This is a genomic window from Pseudomonas sp. FP1154 (assembly GCF_030687245.1).
GTDB classification, from domain to species: domain Bacteria; phylum Pseudomonadota; class Gammaproteobacteria; order Pseudomonadales; family Pseudomonadaceae; genus Aquipseudomonas; species Aquipseudomonas rhizophila.
The window spans coordinates 3296822-3311007 of sequence record NZ_CP117465.1 but is presented as its reverse complement, the minus strand read 5'-3'; the positions used below and the strand labels follow the sequence as shown (position 1 = coordinate 3311007).

The 14186-nt window shown below is 59.9% G+C and carries 12 protein-coding genes; 7 read left to right on the top strand and 5 right to left on the bottom strand.

What is annotated here, in order from left to right:
• Window positions 1–144 precede the first annotated feature (144 nt).
• Together PSH91_RS14910 and PSH91_RS14905 are read left to right on the top strand one after the other, a co-directional pair.
• Window positions 145–1389 carry an MgtC/SapB family protein gene (locus PSH91_RS14910; RefSeq protein ID WP_076384332.1) on the top strand — a complete coding sequence of 415 codons (1245 nt, stop codon included), beginning with the start codon at window positions 145–147 and terminating at the stop codon, window positions 1387–1389.
• Window positions 1390–1495: 106 nt separating this feature from the next.
• Window positions 1496–2407, top strand: a complete 912-nt coding sequence (locus tag PSH91_RS14905) for a universal stress protein (protein ID WP_047225675.1) — start codon at window positions 1496–1498, stop codon at window positions 2405–2407.
• 55 nt (window positions 2408–2462) lie between these two features.
• Here PSH91_RS14905 and PSH91_RS14900 read toward each other — a convergent pair whose 3' ends face one another.
• Window positions 2463–3026 (bottom strand): GNAT family N-acetyltransferase, encoded by a 564-nt coding sequence (locus PSH91_RS14900; RefSeq protein WP_047225870.1) that lies wholly within the window; start codon window positions 3024–3026, stop codon window positions 2463–2465.
• 306 nt (window positions 3027–3332) lie between these two features.
• On the opposite strand from PSH91_RS14900, the gene PSH91_RS14895 reads away from it, so the two are divergent.
• The 4 genes from PSH91_RS14895 (at window position 3333) to PSH91_RS14880 (ending at window position 9144) form a co-directional block, all read left to right on the top strand.
• Entirely contained in the window at window positions 3333–4226 is an 894-nt protein-coding gene (locus PSH91_RS14895; RefSeq protein ID WP_305466038.1) for a universal stress protein, read from the top strand.
• A 136-nt stretch (window positions 4227–4362) separates the two neighbouring features.
• On the top strand, window positions 4363–6735 hold the full coding sequence (locus PSH91_RS14890; protein WP_305466037.1) for a phosphoketolase: 2373 nt from the start codon (window positions 4363–4365) through the stop codon (window positions 6733–6735).
• Between the two features lie 61 nt (window positions 6736–6796).
• Entirely contained in the window at window positions 6797–7687 is an 891-nt protein-coding gene (locus PSH91_RS14885; protein ID WP_047225679.1) for a universal stress protein, read from the top strand.
• Between the two features lie 101 nt (window positions 7688–7788).
• Entirely contained in the window at window positions 7789–9144 is a 1356-nt protein-coding gene (locus PSH91_RS14880; RefSeq protein ID WP_305466036.1) for an MBL fold metallo-hydrolase RNA specificity domain-containing protein, read from the top strand.
• Between the two features lie 186 nt (window positions 9145–9330).
• Here PSH91_RS14880 and PSH91_RS14875 read toward each other — a convergent pair whose 3' ends face one another.
• Together PSH91_RS14875 and arcD are read right to left on the bottom strand one after the other, a co-directional pair.
• Window positions 9331–9867 carry an Hsp20/alpha crystallin family protein gene (locus PSH91_RS14875; RefSeq protein ID WP_305466035.1) on the bottom strand — a complete coding sequence of 179 codons (537 nt, stop codon included), beginning with the start codon at window positions 9865–9867 and terminating at the stop codon, window positions 9331–9333.
• An 88-nt stretch (window positions 9868–9955) separates the two neighbouring features.
• Window positions 9956–11449 (bottom strand): arginine-ornithine antiporter, encoded by a 1494-nt coding sequence (arcD, locus tag PSH91_RS14870; RefSeq protein ID WP_305466033.1) that lies wholly within the window; start codon window positions 11447–11449, stop codon window positions 9956–9958.
• A 264-nt stretch (window positions 11450–11713) separates the two neighbouring features.
• Here arcD and PSH91_RS14865 point away from each other — a divergent pair, with 264 nt between their 5' ends.
• On the top strand, window positions 11714–12403 hold the full coding sequence (locus PSH91_RS14865; RefSeq protein ID WP_047225681.1) for a phosphoribosyltransferase: 690 nt from the start codon (window positions 11714–11716) through the stop codon (window positions 12401–12403).
• 29 nt (window positions 12404–12432) lie between these two features.
• Here PSH91_RS14865 and PSH91_RS14860 read toward each other — a convergent pair whose 3' ends face one another.
• Window positions 12433–13080, bottom strand: coding sequence for a BON domain-containing protein (locus tag PSH91_RS14860; RefSeq protein ID WP_076384342.1), 648 nt, complete (start codon window positions 13078–13080; stop codon window positions 12433–12435).
• 238 nt (window positions 13081–13318) lie between these two features.
• Window positions 13319–14071, bottom strand: a complete 753-nt coding sequence (gene fnr / locus PSH91_RS14855) for a fumarate/nitrate reduction transcriptional regulator Fnr (protein WP_047225683.1) — start codon at window positions 14069–14071, stop codon at window positions 13319–13321.
• Window positions 14072–14186 lie beyond the last annotated feature (115 nt).

Here is a 14186-nt window from a genome sequence, read left to right as displayed (position 1 = left end):
ACTTGATTTGCATCAAGCTCATGCCAGAAGCGTGGCATCAATGCACACGGCGCCTGGCAATAGCGCTATGTTTGATCATGAAATCCTCCCAGGGACTACCCTGGACTCAGGTACAACCGGAACACTCAGTATAGAACCGAGGCCATGAGCGAAACCCTGGGCTTTGCCAATGCCGCCGCTGCGCTCGGAATCGGCTTGTTGATTGGGCTAGAACGCGAGCGACGCAAGGGCGAGGGCGCCCGGCGCGACTTCGCCGGCCTGCGTACCTTTGCCATTACCTCGTTGCTGGGTTATGTCACGGTCCAGGCTGGCGGAGTCTTGCTGCTGGGGTTCGTGGCGCTTGCGCTGGGGGCACTGGTCACGGCGGCGTATTGGCGAAACCTCGACCAGGACCCCGGTATCACCAGCGAAGTGGCGTTATTCGCGGCGCTGGCGTTGGGAGCGCTCTGCATGACCGCCCCGGCCCTGGCGATCGCGATCGGCGTGGTGATGGCCGGTCTGCTCGCCAGCCGCCAGGCGCTGCACCATTTTGCCCGTAACCAATTGACCGCCGCGGAAATGCGTGACGGGCTGGTGCTGTTGATCGCCGCGCTGGTGGTGTTGCCTCTGGTGCCGGATCGCTTCCTCGGGCCTTACGATGCGATCAACCTGCGCACCATCTGTATGTTGACGGTCATGTTGATGGCTGTGGGTGCGCTGGGGCATGTTGCGGTGCGGACCCTCGGCACTCACTACGGTTACGCCCTCAGCGCGGTTGCCTCGGGGTTCGCCTCGGCCACGCTGACCGTCGCCACCATGGGTAACATCGCCGCGAAAGAACCGGCCAATCTCAAGGTGCTGAGCGCCGCTGCCGTGTTGTCCAATTTGGCGACAGTGGCACAAATAGGGCTGATCCTCGGTGCCGTAGAACCGGCCCTGTTGCTTTGGATGTGGGGCCCGCTACTCTGTGGCCTGCTGACAACATTGATCTACGCCGGAATGCTGATGTTTCCCCGACCCAGGGCTCGGGCGGATGAACCGATCAAGCGCGGCGGGGCCTTCAACCTCAAACTGGCCTTGACGGTAGTCCTGGCGATGGCCGGTATCACGCTCCTGTCGTCGGCGATGCTTGCCGAGTTCGGCCAGACCGGGGTAACCGTAACGGCGGTTTTCAGCGGGCTGGTTGATGCTCATGCTTCGATTGCCTCCGTTGCTTCCCTGGCGAAGGCCGGGTTGTTACCCCTGGATGGCATCGCCATACCGGTCTTGATGGCGATGAGCAGCAATTCCCTGAGTAAATGCGTAGTGGCCTGGCTCAGTGGCGGACGGCGTTTCGCCGGGTATTTCATCCCCGGCCAGGTGCTGGTGACGCTGGGAATGTGGGCCGGCGTTCTGCTCCCGAATCTGTGAGTCTGTGTGGTGGCAGTTTGATGAAGATCAAGTCCTGCCCGTGGCATACGTTCATTCTGGAACCCTCAATCCTTTAGGTGGCTGCCGCCACGTGCCGAGGTGTTCCATGTCCCAGACCCAACGTTTGTTGTTATTGGCACCCGATGCCATGACCCGTTCGCCTGCGTTCGACCGCGCCACCGAACTGGCTCTGGCGCTGGATCTGCCCCTGCACATCGTCGCCATCGATTATCTGGAGGTGCTCTCGGTGGCCGGTCTTTTTGCGCCAGAACAAGTCAAGAAGGCCCGTGACGGTTATCTGGAAACGCACCGGCACTGGTTGTGGCAACAGGCTGAGCTGGCGCGCCGCCATGGAGTGGAGGCGACGAGCGAGGTGGTCTGGGGCAAAGACGCTTATCAGGCCTTGCAGCAGTACGTCAAAGAGATGCCACTGGCGCTGATCATCAAGGACGCCGAGCCCGAACCGGCGATGAAGCGGATTTTCTTCACACCCATGGACTGGCGCCTGCTGCGCGACTGTCCGGTGCCGGTGCACCTGGTCACCGACGCGCGTCATCCGCGGCCCCGACAGGTCCTGGCGATCGTCGATGTGCTGCGCAGCGAGGAGCAGGACCTGGTGTTCAACGACCGGATCGTCGATGCCGCCGTGAAACTGGCCGATCAATGCAACGCCCAGGTTGAGTTGTTGCACGCCTTCGACTGGACGGCGGTGTACGCCGCCGACATGGGCGTGGGTGCGCTCCCGCTGGCCACTGGGCTCTATGAAGCATTGGGGCAGGCGCAGCACGAAGTGTTTGAATCCCTGGCCGAGCGTCACGGCGTGCCGCCGCAGCAGCGTCACTTCATCGAAGGTGCGCCGCTGAGCAGCATCTGCACGTTCGCCACCGATCATCAGTGCGACGTCATTGTCATGGGCACGACACAGCATCGAGGTCTGGACAAGCACTTGGGCAGTACTGCCGAGCAGGTGCTGCAACGGGCACCTTGCAGTATATGGGCAATCAAGCCGGGCGAGTGACGGCAGGGTGACCTTGCGCGGGGCCTGGCCCCGGGTCCCGCGCAATGCACTGTGGTTAAAGATAGAGCCGGTGGATGACCTGCCGGGCATCATCTGGGTCGGTGCGGGTATCAAATCCAAGGCTATGGGCCAGATCCCGCATAGGGGCGTTATCGGCGGCGTCGATGGAATACAGCTGGCGATAGCCGTTCTTGCGGGCCGCCTCTATCAAATGCTCCATCAACAACGTCCCCAGCCCCAGATGCTGCCATTGATCGGCCACGGTCACGGCGCACTCGCATTCGTGTTCACTGGTAGCGCAATAGCGGCTGACACCGATTTCGATCAGTTGGCCGTTGTCGTGGACCAGGGCGATGTAAGCCATGCGCGTCTTGCAGTCGACATCCATCAACTGGTCGAGCATGGCCGCGCCGGGCTCATTGATTTGCGCCAGGAAACGCATGTGCCGGGACTCCGGTGACAGACGCTTGATGAAGTCATACTCACGCTGGCGATCTTCTTCCTTCAGTGGCCTGATCAAAACGTGCCGGCCATCTCTGAGGGCCTGGATCCAGTGCTTGCCGCTGATGCTGGCATACAGGGCAGCGGCGCGTTCATTGTGGTCTTTGACGTTGAGCATGATGCGTTCCTCCATCGGGTGTGAACCTTCGGCGCGGCAAAGGCCGTGCATTCGCTACTGTTCTACGCCGGCGTGGCAGATCGATTCTGATCTGGATCAGTGCTCGCGAATCCGCTCGTCGATGATCAATGCCGGGGAGCAATTTCTGTGGGAGCCAAACCTGTGGGGGGCAAGCTTTGCTCCCACAGGTATGTGCATGCAGTTGATAAAGATCAAGCCGCCCCGGGGTGACAAGCGCAGGCTGTTGCACATGCCAGAGAGGGACCGCTGGGGACCTGATGGCCAACAGACCAGTGGAGGTGTGTAATGGGACAGTACCAACGTTTGCTATTGATCGTTGAAGCCGACCTGCATCCGTCTGCCGCGCTGCGTCGCGCCTGTGCCCTGGCCAGGGTCAGTGGCGCGGCCTTGCACCTGTGCGCATTCGTTCAACCACCGCCTCACACGCATTTGTGGGGCGAAAAGAACGATGAAGCGACAGCTCAGCGCTATATGCACCACTACCGTCGCTGGATGGTGGAGGAGGCGGCGCTGCTCAAGGAGCAAGGACTGGATGTGACGACCCATGTGGTCTGGACCACTCATCCATTACTGGACATCCTGCGCTACGTCGAGCAGTTTCAGCCCGATTTGCTGATCAAGGATGTGACCCTTGAGCCGCTGCTCAGACGTGTTTTCGTGACGCCCCTGGACTGCCATCTGCTGCGCGATTGCCCGGTGCCGGTGCATCTGGTCAATCGCGCCACCCACAGCTTGCCGCGCCGGGTCGTGGCGGCGGTGGACCCCGCCAATCCGCAGGCCAACGCCTTGAACCAGCGCATTATCGAGGCCGCCGGGGCAATGGCCCTGCAATGCAATGCCCCGCTGCATCTGCTGCACGCCTGCGATCTGTCTCCGGCCTTCAACGGGGAGGCTTCGTTGGTGGCTGGGGCCTGGGATGAAGATTTTGCCGAGGCCTTGCGAGAGTCGCTGCATGCGGCGTTCATCAATTTGGCCGAGCGGTGGAGCATTCCACCCGAGCGCCGTCATTTCGTCATTGGCCTGCCGGTGCCGGTGATCCATGAGTTCCTCGATGAGTTCGAGGCTGATGTGGTGGTGATGGGCACCGAGCAACGCGCTGGGCTGGACCGTCTGATCGGTAGCACGACGGAACGGGCCCTGTATTCGGTGTCGGGCAGCTTGTTGGCAGTCAGGGTATGAGCAGGGCGCGTTGACTCTGATGTAAATCAAGTCGGGTTTGTTCAAGCGCTCCAGAATCAGTCGTGGCAGACCGTTCGATATCGGTTCAAGCGACCAGGGCAGTTCGCGGGTAATCCAGCCTCTTTGGGAGAATGTGATGAGTGATTTTCTTAGCCCCGACCAACTGGAAGGCATTGACGCCTATTGGCGTGCTTCCAATTATCTGGCTGTGGGTCAGATTTACCTCAAAGACAACCCATTGTTGCGCAAACCGCTGCTACTGGGCCACGTCAAGCCGCGCCTGTTGGGTCACTGGGGCACCACGCCGGGATTGAACCTGATTTACGTTCACCTCAATCACCTGATCAAGACCCACGACCTGAACATGATCCTGGTCACCGGCCCCGGACACGGCGGCCCAGCCATCGTCGCCCAGAGCTATCTGGAGGGCAGCTTCACCCAGTGTTATCCCTCGGTGGAACAGAACGAGAACGGGATGCTGCGCCTGTTCCGGCAGTTTTCCTGGCCCTACGGGTTGTCCAGTCATGTCTCGGCGCAGATCCCAGGGTCCATTCATGAAGGCGGGGAACTGGGGTATTGCCTGGCCCACGCCTACGGTGCGGCGTTCGACAACCCTGACCTGATCGTGGCCTGCGTTATCGGCGATGGTGAAGCCGAAACCGGTACGCTGGCGGCGAGCTGGCATTCCAACAAGTTCCTCAACCCCCGGCGTGACGGTGCGGTTCTGCCCATCCTTCACCTCAACGGCTTCAAGATCGCCAACCCCACGCTGCTTTCGCGTATCAGTGAAGACGAGCTGTCAGCCCTGATGTACGGGTATGGCTACGATCCTTATTTTGTCGAAGGCGACGACCCCCACAGCGTTCACCAGCAACTGGCGATGGTCCTGGACGCCATGCTGCTCAAGATCCGCGAAATCCAGCGTACGGCCCGTGCAGACTCGTCGGCACATGAACTGGAGCGGCCACTGTGGCCGATGCTGGTGCTGCGCACGCCCAAGGGCTGGACCGGTCCGAGATTCGTCGACGGTCAGCAGGTCGAGGGCACCTGGCGCGCCCATCAGGTGCCACTGAGTCATTTCGAGCAGCCCATGCATCTGACGCAACTGCAACAATGGCTCGAGAGTTACCGGCCACAGGAACTGTTCGACGCCAGCGGTGCGTTGCTACCGGACATCGCAGCGCTGGCGCCCACAGGGCATCGGCGTCTGGGCGCCAATCCCCATGCCAATGGCGGCTTGCTCCTCCAGTCACTTGAGCTGCCTCGATTTACCGATTACGCCGTGCAGTTCTCCGCGCCCGGCAGTGTGCAGGCGGAGTCCACCCGGGTGTTGGGCGGTTTTGTCCGGGACGTGATGAAATACAACCTCAAGGCCGGCAACTTTCGCCTGTTCGGCCCCGACGAAACCGCCTCCAATCGCCTTGATGCGGTGTACGAGGTCAGTGGCAAGACCTGGATGGCGGCACTTGAAACGGGGGACACCAACCTGGCCTGCGAAGGCCGGGTGATGGAAATCCTCAGCGAGCAGGTGTGTGAAGGCTGGCTTGAGGGCTATTTACTGACGGGCCGTCATGGCCTGTTCTCCTGCTATGAGGCGTTCATCCATATCGTCGATTCGATGTTCAATCAGCACGCCAAGTGGCTCAAGACCGCTGCGCAGATTCCCTGGCGCGCGTCGATCGCTTCGCTCAACTACCTGCTCACATCCCACGTCTGGCGCCAGGACCACAATGGTTTCTCCCATCAGGATCCGGGCTTTATCGATCATGTGGCGAACAAAAGTGCCGATGTGGTGCGTATCTACCTGCCGCCGGATGCCAATTGCCTGTTGTCGGTGGCCGATCACTGTCTCAAGAGCCGCGATTACATCAACGTGATCGTGGCCGGCAAGCAACCGGAGTGGCAATGGCTGGATATCGATTCGGCCATCAGGCACTGCTCCATTGGCATCGGTCGCTGGGCCTTCGCCTGCCAGAACGATGACGACCCGGATGTGGTGATGGCCTGCGCCGGTGACGTGCCAACCCTGGAAACCCTGGCCGCCGTGACACTGTTGCGCCAATACGTGCCGGATCTGCGCGTGCGGGTGGTGAACGTGGTGGACTTGATGGCCCTGCAACCGCCGCAACAGCATTGCCATGGTCTGCCGGATGCCGGGTTCGATGAGTTGTTCACCGTGGACAAACCGGTGATTTTCGCGTTCCACGGCTATCCTTCATTGATCCATCGTCTGGTCTACAAGCGCCATAACCATGACAATTTCCATGTGCGCGGTTTCATGGAGGAGGGGGCCACAACCACCCCGTTCGACATGGCGGTCATCAATCACCTGGATCGCTACCAACTGGCACTCGATGTCATCCAGCGGGTACCGCGCTTGCAACCGTTGGTGGAGGGCGCCCGGGACCGCTACTGGGCCACCATGGAGAAGCACCAGCTTTACCTGATCGAACATGGGCAGGACATGCCCGAGGTCCTGAACTGGCGCTGGACGCCGGCGCCGGGTTGACTGTACGCCCTGTTACGACTTCGACATCGCGCCGTTCGCCCTGACTTTTTGGAGATCCATCATGAGCCAGTACCAGCGCTTACTGCTGATCCTCAACCCGGCACAGCGACACTCTCCGGCCCTTCATCACGCAGCGGCCCTGACGGCGGCCAGCGGGGCGCACTTGCATGTTTCTGCGTTGGTGCCGTCACTGGACATTCTCAAACTGTTGGAGCAGGAGCCCCGTGATGAAGCGCGTCAGAATTACCTGCAGGACCACCGTCACTGGCTGGAGGAGGAGGCCGACAAGATGCGGCGCCGAGGCCTGAGGGTCACCACGCAGGTGGATTGGGTCGACGGCATGGACGAGCAGATTCTGCAGCACGTTACGCAAATCCAGCCTGATCTGCTGATCAAGCAGGTGCAACACGAGCCCCTGCTCAAACGGGCCTTCCTTACTCCGCTGGACTGGCGTCTGTTGCGCCAGTGCCCGGTTCCCATGTACCTGGTGGGCGCCACCGGCCACGCCTTGCCGCGCAAAGTGGTTGCTGCGGTGGACCCTTCCAGCGACTTTGCGCAAAACAGTGGGCTCAACGACCGGATTATTCGCGAGGCAATCGGCTTGGCCTTGCAGTGCGACGCCGAGTTGCATCTGGTTCACGCCTATGAGGTTTCGTCGGTCTATCTCGGCGATGTCGGCGGAGGTGGCCTGACGCTTAAACAGCTCAGCAATGAACTGCGCAGGAGCCTGGAAAAAACATTCCTGGAGCTGGCCAACCTGTTCGGCGTGCCGGCCGAGCGCAGGCACTTCGTGCTGGGCCATCCGGTTTCAGCCTTGAGTGAGTTTGCCCTGGAGCATGAGGTCGATGTCGTGGTCATGGGGCGCTCGCAGAAGGGTGGTTCGCACGGGCTGTTGGGTAGCACCACGGAGCATATTTTGTATCAGGTGTCGTGCAGCGTACTGGCTGTGTGAAGAAACCGGTGCTCATGGCTGTGTCCTTGATGAAAATCAATGGCCCGCTGGGCGAATAGTGCGACCAATGGAACGCCAATCGATTGTTCAGGAGCACGCTCATGCGCATGACGTTTCTAGGGGCGGCCGGCACAGTCACCGGCAGCAAGTACCTGCTGGAGCATGACGATCAACGCATCCTGATCGACTGCGGGCTGTTTCAGGGCTACAAACAATTGCGCTTGCACAACTGGGACCCCTTCGAACTGCCGATGCGTGACCTGGACGCGATCGTGCTGACTCACGCACACCTGGACCACAGCGGTTACCTGCCAGTGCTGGTGCGAAACGGTTATCGCGGTCCGGTCTATGCCACGTCGGCCACCTGTGAGCTGGTCAAGATCCTCTTGCTCGACAGCGCCCGCTTGCAGGAGGAAGAGGCCGAATACGCCAACCGCAAGGGGTTTTCCAAGCATGATCCTGCCATGCCGTTGTACACCCGGGAGCATGCCGAGCGGGCGCTGAAACTGTTACGCCCGATAGCGTTCGATCATCCGGTGGATATCGCCCGTGGGGTGGGGATTGTGCTGCGCCGCGCGGGACACATCCTGGGCGCAGCCACGGTGCAGGTGCAGGCCGCTGGCGTTACGTTGGTGTGCTCCGGCGACCTGGGGCGCCCCGAGGACCCGGTGATGTTTGCCCCGCAAACCATCGAGCAGGCGGATTACCTATTGGTTGAGTCCACCTACGGCGACCGGAGGCACCCAAGTCAATCGCCCGAAGATCAACTGGCTGACGTCATCACCCGCACCGCATTGCGCGGCGGCATCACCTTGGTGCCCTCGTTCACGGTCGGTCGGGCACAACTGCTGATGTATCACCTGTATCGCCTGAAACAGCGGATGGCGATCCCGGACATCCCCATCTACCTGAACAGCCCCATGGCCATTGATGTGACCCGCTTGTATCAACGCTTTGGCGATGAGCATCGTTTGTCCAGGGAGGAGTGTGAGGGCATGTGCCACATCGCGCACCCGGTGCGCTCGGCCAGGGATTCCATGAACCTGGACCTGCAACGCACCCCGGCGGTGATCATCGCCGCCAGTGGCATGGCTACCGGAGGGCGGGTGTTGTTTCACCTCAAGAGCCTGGCGCCGAACCCGATCAATACCTTGCTGATGCCAGGTTTCCAGGCCGGCGGGACGCGTGGCGCAAGGATTGTGGCGGGTGAGCCTGCGGTGCGCATCCATGGCAAGGACGTGCCAATCAACGCTGAAGTGGTGCCGATGCAAACACTGTCCGCCCATGCCGATGCCGATGAAATCATGCAATGGTTGCGCGGCTTCAAGACACCGCCCCGGCATACCTATGTCGTGCATGGCGAACCCAACGCGTCCGATGTCCTGCGCCATCGCATTCGCGATGAGTTGGGCTGGTCAGTATCGGTGCCGGAGTATCGCGACAGCGTGGAGTTCTGAGGCCTCCTTCGCGAGCAGGCTCGCTCCCACAAAGGTCCTGAGGTGTACGCGGTATTTGTGTTCATCATCGCCCCTGTGGGAGCGAGCCTGCTCGCGAAGCGGCCCATCAGCTTCAACAACACATCTAAATGCACAGGCAAAAAAAAGCCCCTCGTCGTTGGCCGGCGAGGGGCAGGGTGCACAGCGTCAGTCAGCCTTGATCGGCACGACTTTTTCCGCTTTTAGCGCTTCCGGTTTTTTAGGCAGCGTCAGGGTCAGCACGCCTTTGCTGAACTGAGCTTCGATCTTGTCGCTATCGATGCCTTTTGGCAGGTTGAAAACCCGTTCGAAGGAGCCGTAATGGCGTTCGGACAGGTGATAACCTTTTTTCTTTTCTTCCTTGGCTTCTTTCTTCTCGCCCTTGATGATCAGGTTGCCATTGGCGAGCCGGATTTCGATGTCTTTCTGATCCATGCCGGGCAATTCGGCTGTGATTTCAAAGCTCTTTTCCTTCTCGCTGATGTCCACGGCCGGCAGGCTCGTGGAGAACTCCTTGCGCCAGAATGGCTCGACATCGAACAGTCCGCGACTGAAAGGAGAAAGACCTGTACCCCGGTTGAAGTCATCGAACAGGTGATCCACCTGCTGACGGAGTTTTTCCAGTGGATGCCAAAGGTCATTCTTGGCCGGATGCTGAGTGTTGTCTTGGGTATCGACCGGCATTTTTTTCACTGAATTGGACATTTGATTTTCCTCTTTGGTGATGTCCGGGCGGGACTTGGCATCATTGCCAGGGACCGGTTCCGGACGGGTCAATGCACGCTTGCAAGCCTTACAACGAGAGCTGGCCGGACCAGAGCATCCAGCCGGCGAAAATCGCCGCCACCCAGATCACCAGCAGCAACCCCCAGCCGAAACCATTGAGCGCATGCCCGGTCCTGGCCCGTTGGGCGCTGAGGTAAATCAGCGAACCGGGGGCATAGAGCAGGGCGCTGAGCAGCATGTAGCGGGGGCCGGCGGCGTAGAGCAGCCAAATGCAATAGGTGGTGGCGACCAAGGCGATGGCCATGTCCCGCAGTTGCAGGGCGCGGTGCCCGGCGTAGGTCTGGCCTTGCCAGGTCATCTTCAGCGCGTACAGGCCGCTGAACAGATAAGGCAGCAGGATCATCGAGGTAGCGAGCGAGATCAGGGCCAGGTAGCTGGCGCTCGAATACAGCGTCAACAACAGGAACAGCTGAATGCAGCCGTTGGTGATCCACAGCGCGTTGGCCGGCGCGCCGTGCTGGTTTTCCGAGGCCAGCGCGCGGGGCATGACCTTTTCCCTGGCCGGCGCGAACACCGATTCCGCTGCCAGCAGGGTCCAGGCCAGCAGCGCACCACCGACCGACACAATCAGGCCGATACTGATCAACACCGCACCCCAGGGACCGGCCACCGCCTCCAGAACACCTGCCATGGAGGGGTTCTTCAGGGCAGCCAGTTCAGGTTGTCTGAGGATCCCCAGAGACAGGAGCGACACGGCAATCAGCAGCAGCAACGTCAGGACGAAACCGATCACCGTGGCCCTGCCCACATCCGCCCGGTCGGCGGCACGGGCGGAAAACACGTTGGCACCTTCAATGCCGATAAAGACCCAGACCGTCACCAGCATGGTGCTCTTGACCTGATCCAGGGTACTACCCAATGCCGGCGTGCCCCAAAAGTCGACCATGAAGGTGTCTTTGGAAAATCCGGCGATCACCAGGCCGATGAACAGCAGCAAGGGCACGACTTTGGCCACGGTGGTCAGGGCGTTGGCCTTGGCCGCTGTGCGCATCCCGCGCAGGATCATCCAATGCAACGACCACAGCACCACCGACGCACCGGCAATCGCGGCCTTGTTATTGCCTTCGCCGAACAAGGGAAAAAAGTAACTGAGCGCTGCGAACAGAATCACTAGATAACTGACGTTGCCAATCCACGCACTGATCCAGTAGCCCCACGCCGAATTGAAGCCCAGGAACTCACCCCCAAGCGCACGAGCGTAGGCGAACACGCCATTATCGAGTTCCGGTTGACGGTTGGAGAGGGTCTGATAGACCAGGGCCAGTGACAGCATACCCACGCCAGTGATCAGCCAGCCGATCAGGATAGCCCCGGCACCCGCGCTGGAGGCCATGTTCTGGGGCAGGCTGAAAATGCCGCTGCCGATCATCGAACCCACCACCAGCGCAACCAGCAGGCTCAATGACAGGCGTTTGGGTTCGACCTTTCGCAAACTGCCGGCCAAAGGATGAGGTTTGACGGCCGGGATGACCGGCTCAGTGCCTTGCAGGTGCGTTGCCATGATTGAAGCCTCCACGAGACGAAGGGGTCGACGACCTTCGCCGAAGCGAAGGTTCTAGCGCTGGTTATTAATCTCTGCGTGAAGAGGCTGGGGAGCATTGATTTAGATCAGAGGTTATGCAGGGCGTGCATGCGTGAATTTCATAGGAAAAGGGCTGAGCTGCCTTGCAGAGAAATTGACATAAATCAACGCCGAGGCCGCTCTATCAGAGGACGCTGGATTGACGCTGAACGACGGGGCGCAACAGCCTGTGGAGGTTTTCCAATGAGTCAGAGTCCCTCAATGCAAACAGTGTGGAAGGACCGCAGCGCAGCGGGGCAAGGGCTGGTGGAACATTTGTTCAAATACGCCCATCGACCCGATGTCATCGTCCTGGCCTTGCCCCGCGGCGGAGTTCCAGTGGCTTATGAAGTGGTCACCGCTCTGCACGTGCGCCTTGATCTGATGCTGGTTCGCAAACTGGGTGTGCCGTCCAACCCTGAGTTCGCGATGGGCGCCATTGCCAGTGGTGGCATACAGATCCTCAATGACGACGCTCTTCGTGCCCATCCGATTGATCAGCCCAGTTTCGACGCCGTGGTTGCCCGGGAAACCCGGGAGCTGTTGCGTCGTGAGCAGGCGTATCGAGGCACTCGTGAGCCTGTACAACTCAAGGACCAGGTGGTCATCCTGATTGATGACGGTCTGGCGACGGGGGCCTCGATGATGGCAGCGATTCACGCGGTCCGCACGCAAGGGCCTTCGCGCGTTGTGGTCGCCGTGCCGGTTGGGCCGCTTGAAACAGTGGAGGCGCTACGCAGCGAAGTGGATGAGGTAATTTGTCCGCTTATTCCTGACTGGCTGGTTTCCATAGGCTATTGGTACAAGGACTTCCCTCAGACATCCGATGAAATCGTCATCGATTTGCTGCAGCGGGCCTGGCAACGGGAGTCGACCGCCGCGTCTCAGGGGTAGAGCGGCGGGACTGCGAACGGGCCTGCGACTCAGACAAGCAACAGGTGATCGTCCACCTCTCTGACCCCCGGCACCGACCAGGCCGCCCGTTCCGCGATTTTACGCTGTCGCCATAAATGGACTTTGCCTTCGAGCCTCACCACATCCCCATCGACCTTGACGTGAATTGCCTTGGCATCCACTTCGGCATTGCGTTTAAGGGCCTCTTCGATACGACGCTGGATGTTGCCCGCGTCCACTCGAGGGCGCAGGGTTAGCCGATTGTTCACGCCCACCACGCCGGACAGCTTGAACACGGACCGCTCCACGCTTTCTTTCTGGTATTGCCATTCCACTTCGCCTTCCAGGCTGACCCAGCCGTTCTGCACGATGACTTTTATGTCGCCTTCAGGAACGTCGCAGCTCCAGTTGATGATCTTCAAGGCGCGATTGGCAATGGTGTCGTCTGCGGTGCCGGCGTTTTTATTCAATCGGACCTGGATTTCCTCAGCTACGGCGCGCACGCCCTCGATGCTTTTGACGGCGCGTTCGGCGCTGATCTTTTCTGCATAACTGCCGACATGACCGGAAAGGGTGACGACGCCATTGTCCACGGCCACGCCAATATGGGCTGCGTTGAGGTCGGGTTGGAATTCCAGTTCTTCCAGAATGGTCTTGCGCAGGGTCAAGTCGCTCATCGTGGCGTCCTCCAGGTAATGCGAAGCGGGCGGGGCTATCAGGGCCCGGTCTGCTTTTTCTACGCCTGGGTGATGCCGACACATTGAGCTAAATCAACAAGGGTGTAAGTGGGGCAACGCGCTGTCGGGGCAACGGCCTGTGATTTGATGAAAGTCAGCAGGGCGGTCGACCGTGCCAGCGGAAGGGGCGATCAGGCGACGGGCAGGTGATCAGTGATGCAAGCGCCTCGAGAGGGTTTCACCGCTCTGAATGACGGTGGCAACCAGCCACTTTTTGCTTGAGTCCGGGCAGGTCCAGGATGGTGACGTTGCGTCCATGCATTTCTACCAGTTCCTCTTCTCGCAGGTGCGCGATACCCCGGCAGATCGTTTCCAGCCGCAGGCCCAGATAAGAGCCGATAGCCTCGCGGCTCATGCGCAAGACGAATTCCCTGGAGGAGTAACCGCGCATGTTAAGTCGCTGAGACAGGTTCAGCAGAAACGCCGCAAGACGTTCATCGGCATTCATGTTGCCAAGCAACAGCAGCATGCTGTGGTCGCGCACGATCTCCTGGCTCAGGAGCTTGTTGAGGTTGTGCTGTAAAGAGGGCAAATCGTGGGCAAGTTTTTCCAGGTTGCTGAAAGGAATCGGGCAAACTTCGCTGTCTTCCAGCGCTATTGCATTACAGGCGTAATGATCGGTGCTGATGGCGTCCAGACCGAGCATTTCGCCTTGCATCTGGAAACCGGTGATTTGCTCGCGACCGTCTATCGACAATACGCTGGTCTTGAAAAAGCCCAGCCGCACTGCATACAACGAGCGCAGCGGATCGCCGGTGCGGTACAGCGCCGTGCCTTTTTTGACCTTGACTCGCTGGGAGATCAAGGTGTCCAGACGCTCTACTTCGCCGCCCGTCAGCCCGATAGGCAGGCACAGCTCAAGCACGCTGCAGTTGGAGCAAGCGGTTTTAAGGGAATGCACGCGCAGAAGTCGTGCTTCTGATTCGCTCATCGGAATAAACTCCTTTGCTGGAGCAATCATAGAAGATCAAATCCGTTGCGCCTGTTCTTTGTCGTATATAGATAGACCGGCTGTCATGTTTCAATCTGCAAGCTCAGGTCTTGAA

Excerpts from the sequence above, each read along its gene's own strand:
- PSH91_RS14900 (WP_047225870.1), bottom strand. The coding sequence starts at position 3,026 with ATGCTCAACGTCAAAGACCACAATGAACGCGCCGCTGCCCTGTATGCC.
- PSH91_RS14865 (WP_047225681.1), top strand. The coding sequence starts at position 11,714 with ATGAGTCAGAGTCCCTCAATGCAAACAGTGTGGAAGGACCGCAGCGCA.
- PSH91_RS14905 (WP_047225675.1), top strand. The coding sequence starts at position 1,496 with ATGTCCCAGACCCAACGTTTGTTGTTATTGGCACCCGATGCCATGACC.
- PSH91_RS14880 (WP_305466036.1), top strand. The coding sequence starts at position 7,789 with ATGCGCATGACGTTTCTAGGGGCGGCCGGCACAGTCACCGGCAGCAAG.
- PSH91_RS14895 (WP_305466038.1), top strand. The coding sequence starts at position 3,333 with ATGGGACAGTACCAACGTTTGCTATTGATCGTTGAAGCCGACCTGCAT.
- PSH91_RS14860 (WP_076384342.1), bottom strand. The coding sequence starts at position 13,080 with ATGAGCGACTTGACCCTGCGCAAGACCATTCTGGAAGAACTGGAATTC.
- PSH91_RS14885 (WP_047225679.1), top strand. The coding sequence starts at position 6,797 with ATGAGCCAGTACCAGCGCTTACTGCTGATCCTCAACCCGGCACAGCGA.
- arcD (WP_305466033.1), bottom strand. The coding sequence starts at position 11,449 with ATGGCAACGCACCTGCAAGGCACTGAGCCGGTCATCCCGGCCGTCAAA.
- PSH91_RS14875 (WP_305466035.1), bottom strand. The coding sequence starts at position 9,867 with ATGTCCAATTCAGTGAAAAAAATGCCGGTCGATACCCAAGACAACACT.
- PSH91_RS14890 (WP_305466037.1), top strand. The coding sequence starts at position 4,363 with ATGAGTGATTTTCTTAGCCCCGACCAACTGGAAGGCATTGACGCCTAT.
- fnr (WP_047225683.1), bottom strand. The coding sequence starts at position 14,071 with ATGAGCGAATCAGAAGCACGACTTCTGCGCGTGCATTCCCTTAAAACC.
- PSH91_RS14910 (WP_076384332.1), top strand. The coding sequence starts at position 145 with ATGAGCGAAACCCTGGGCTTTGCCAATGCCGCCGCTGCGCTCGGAATC.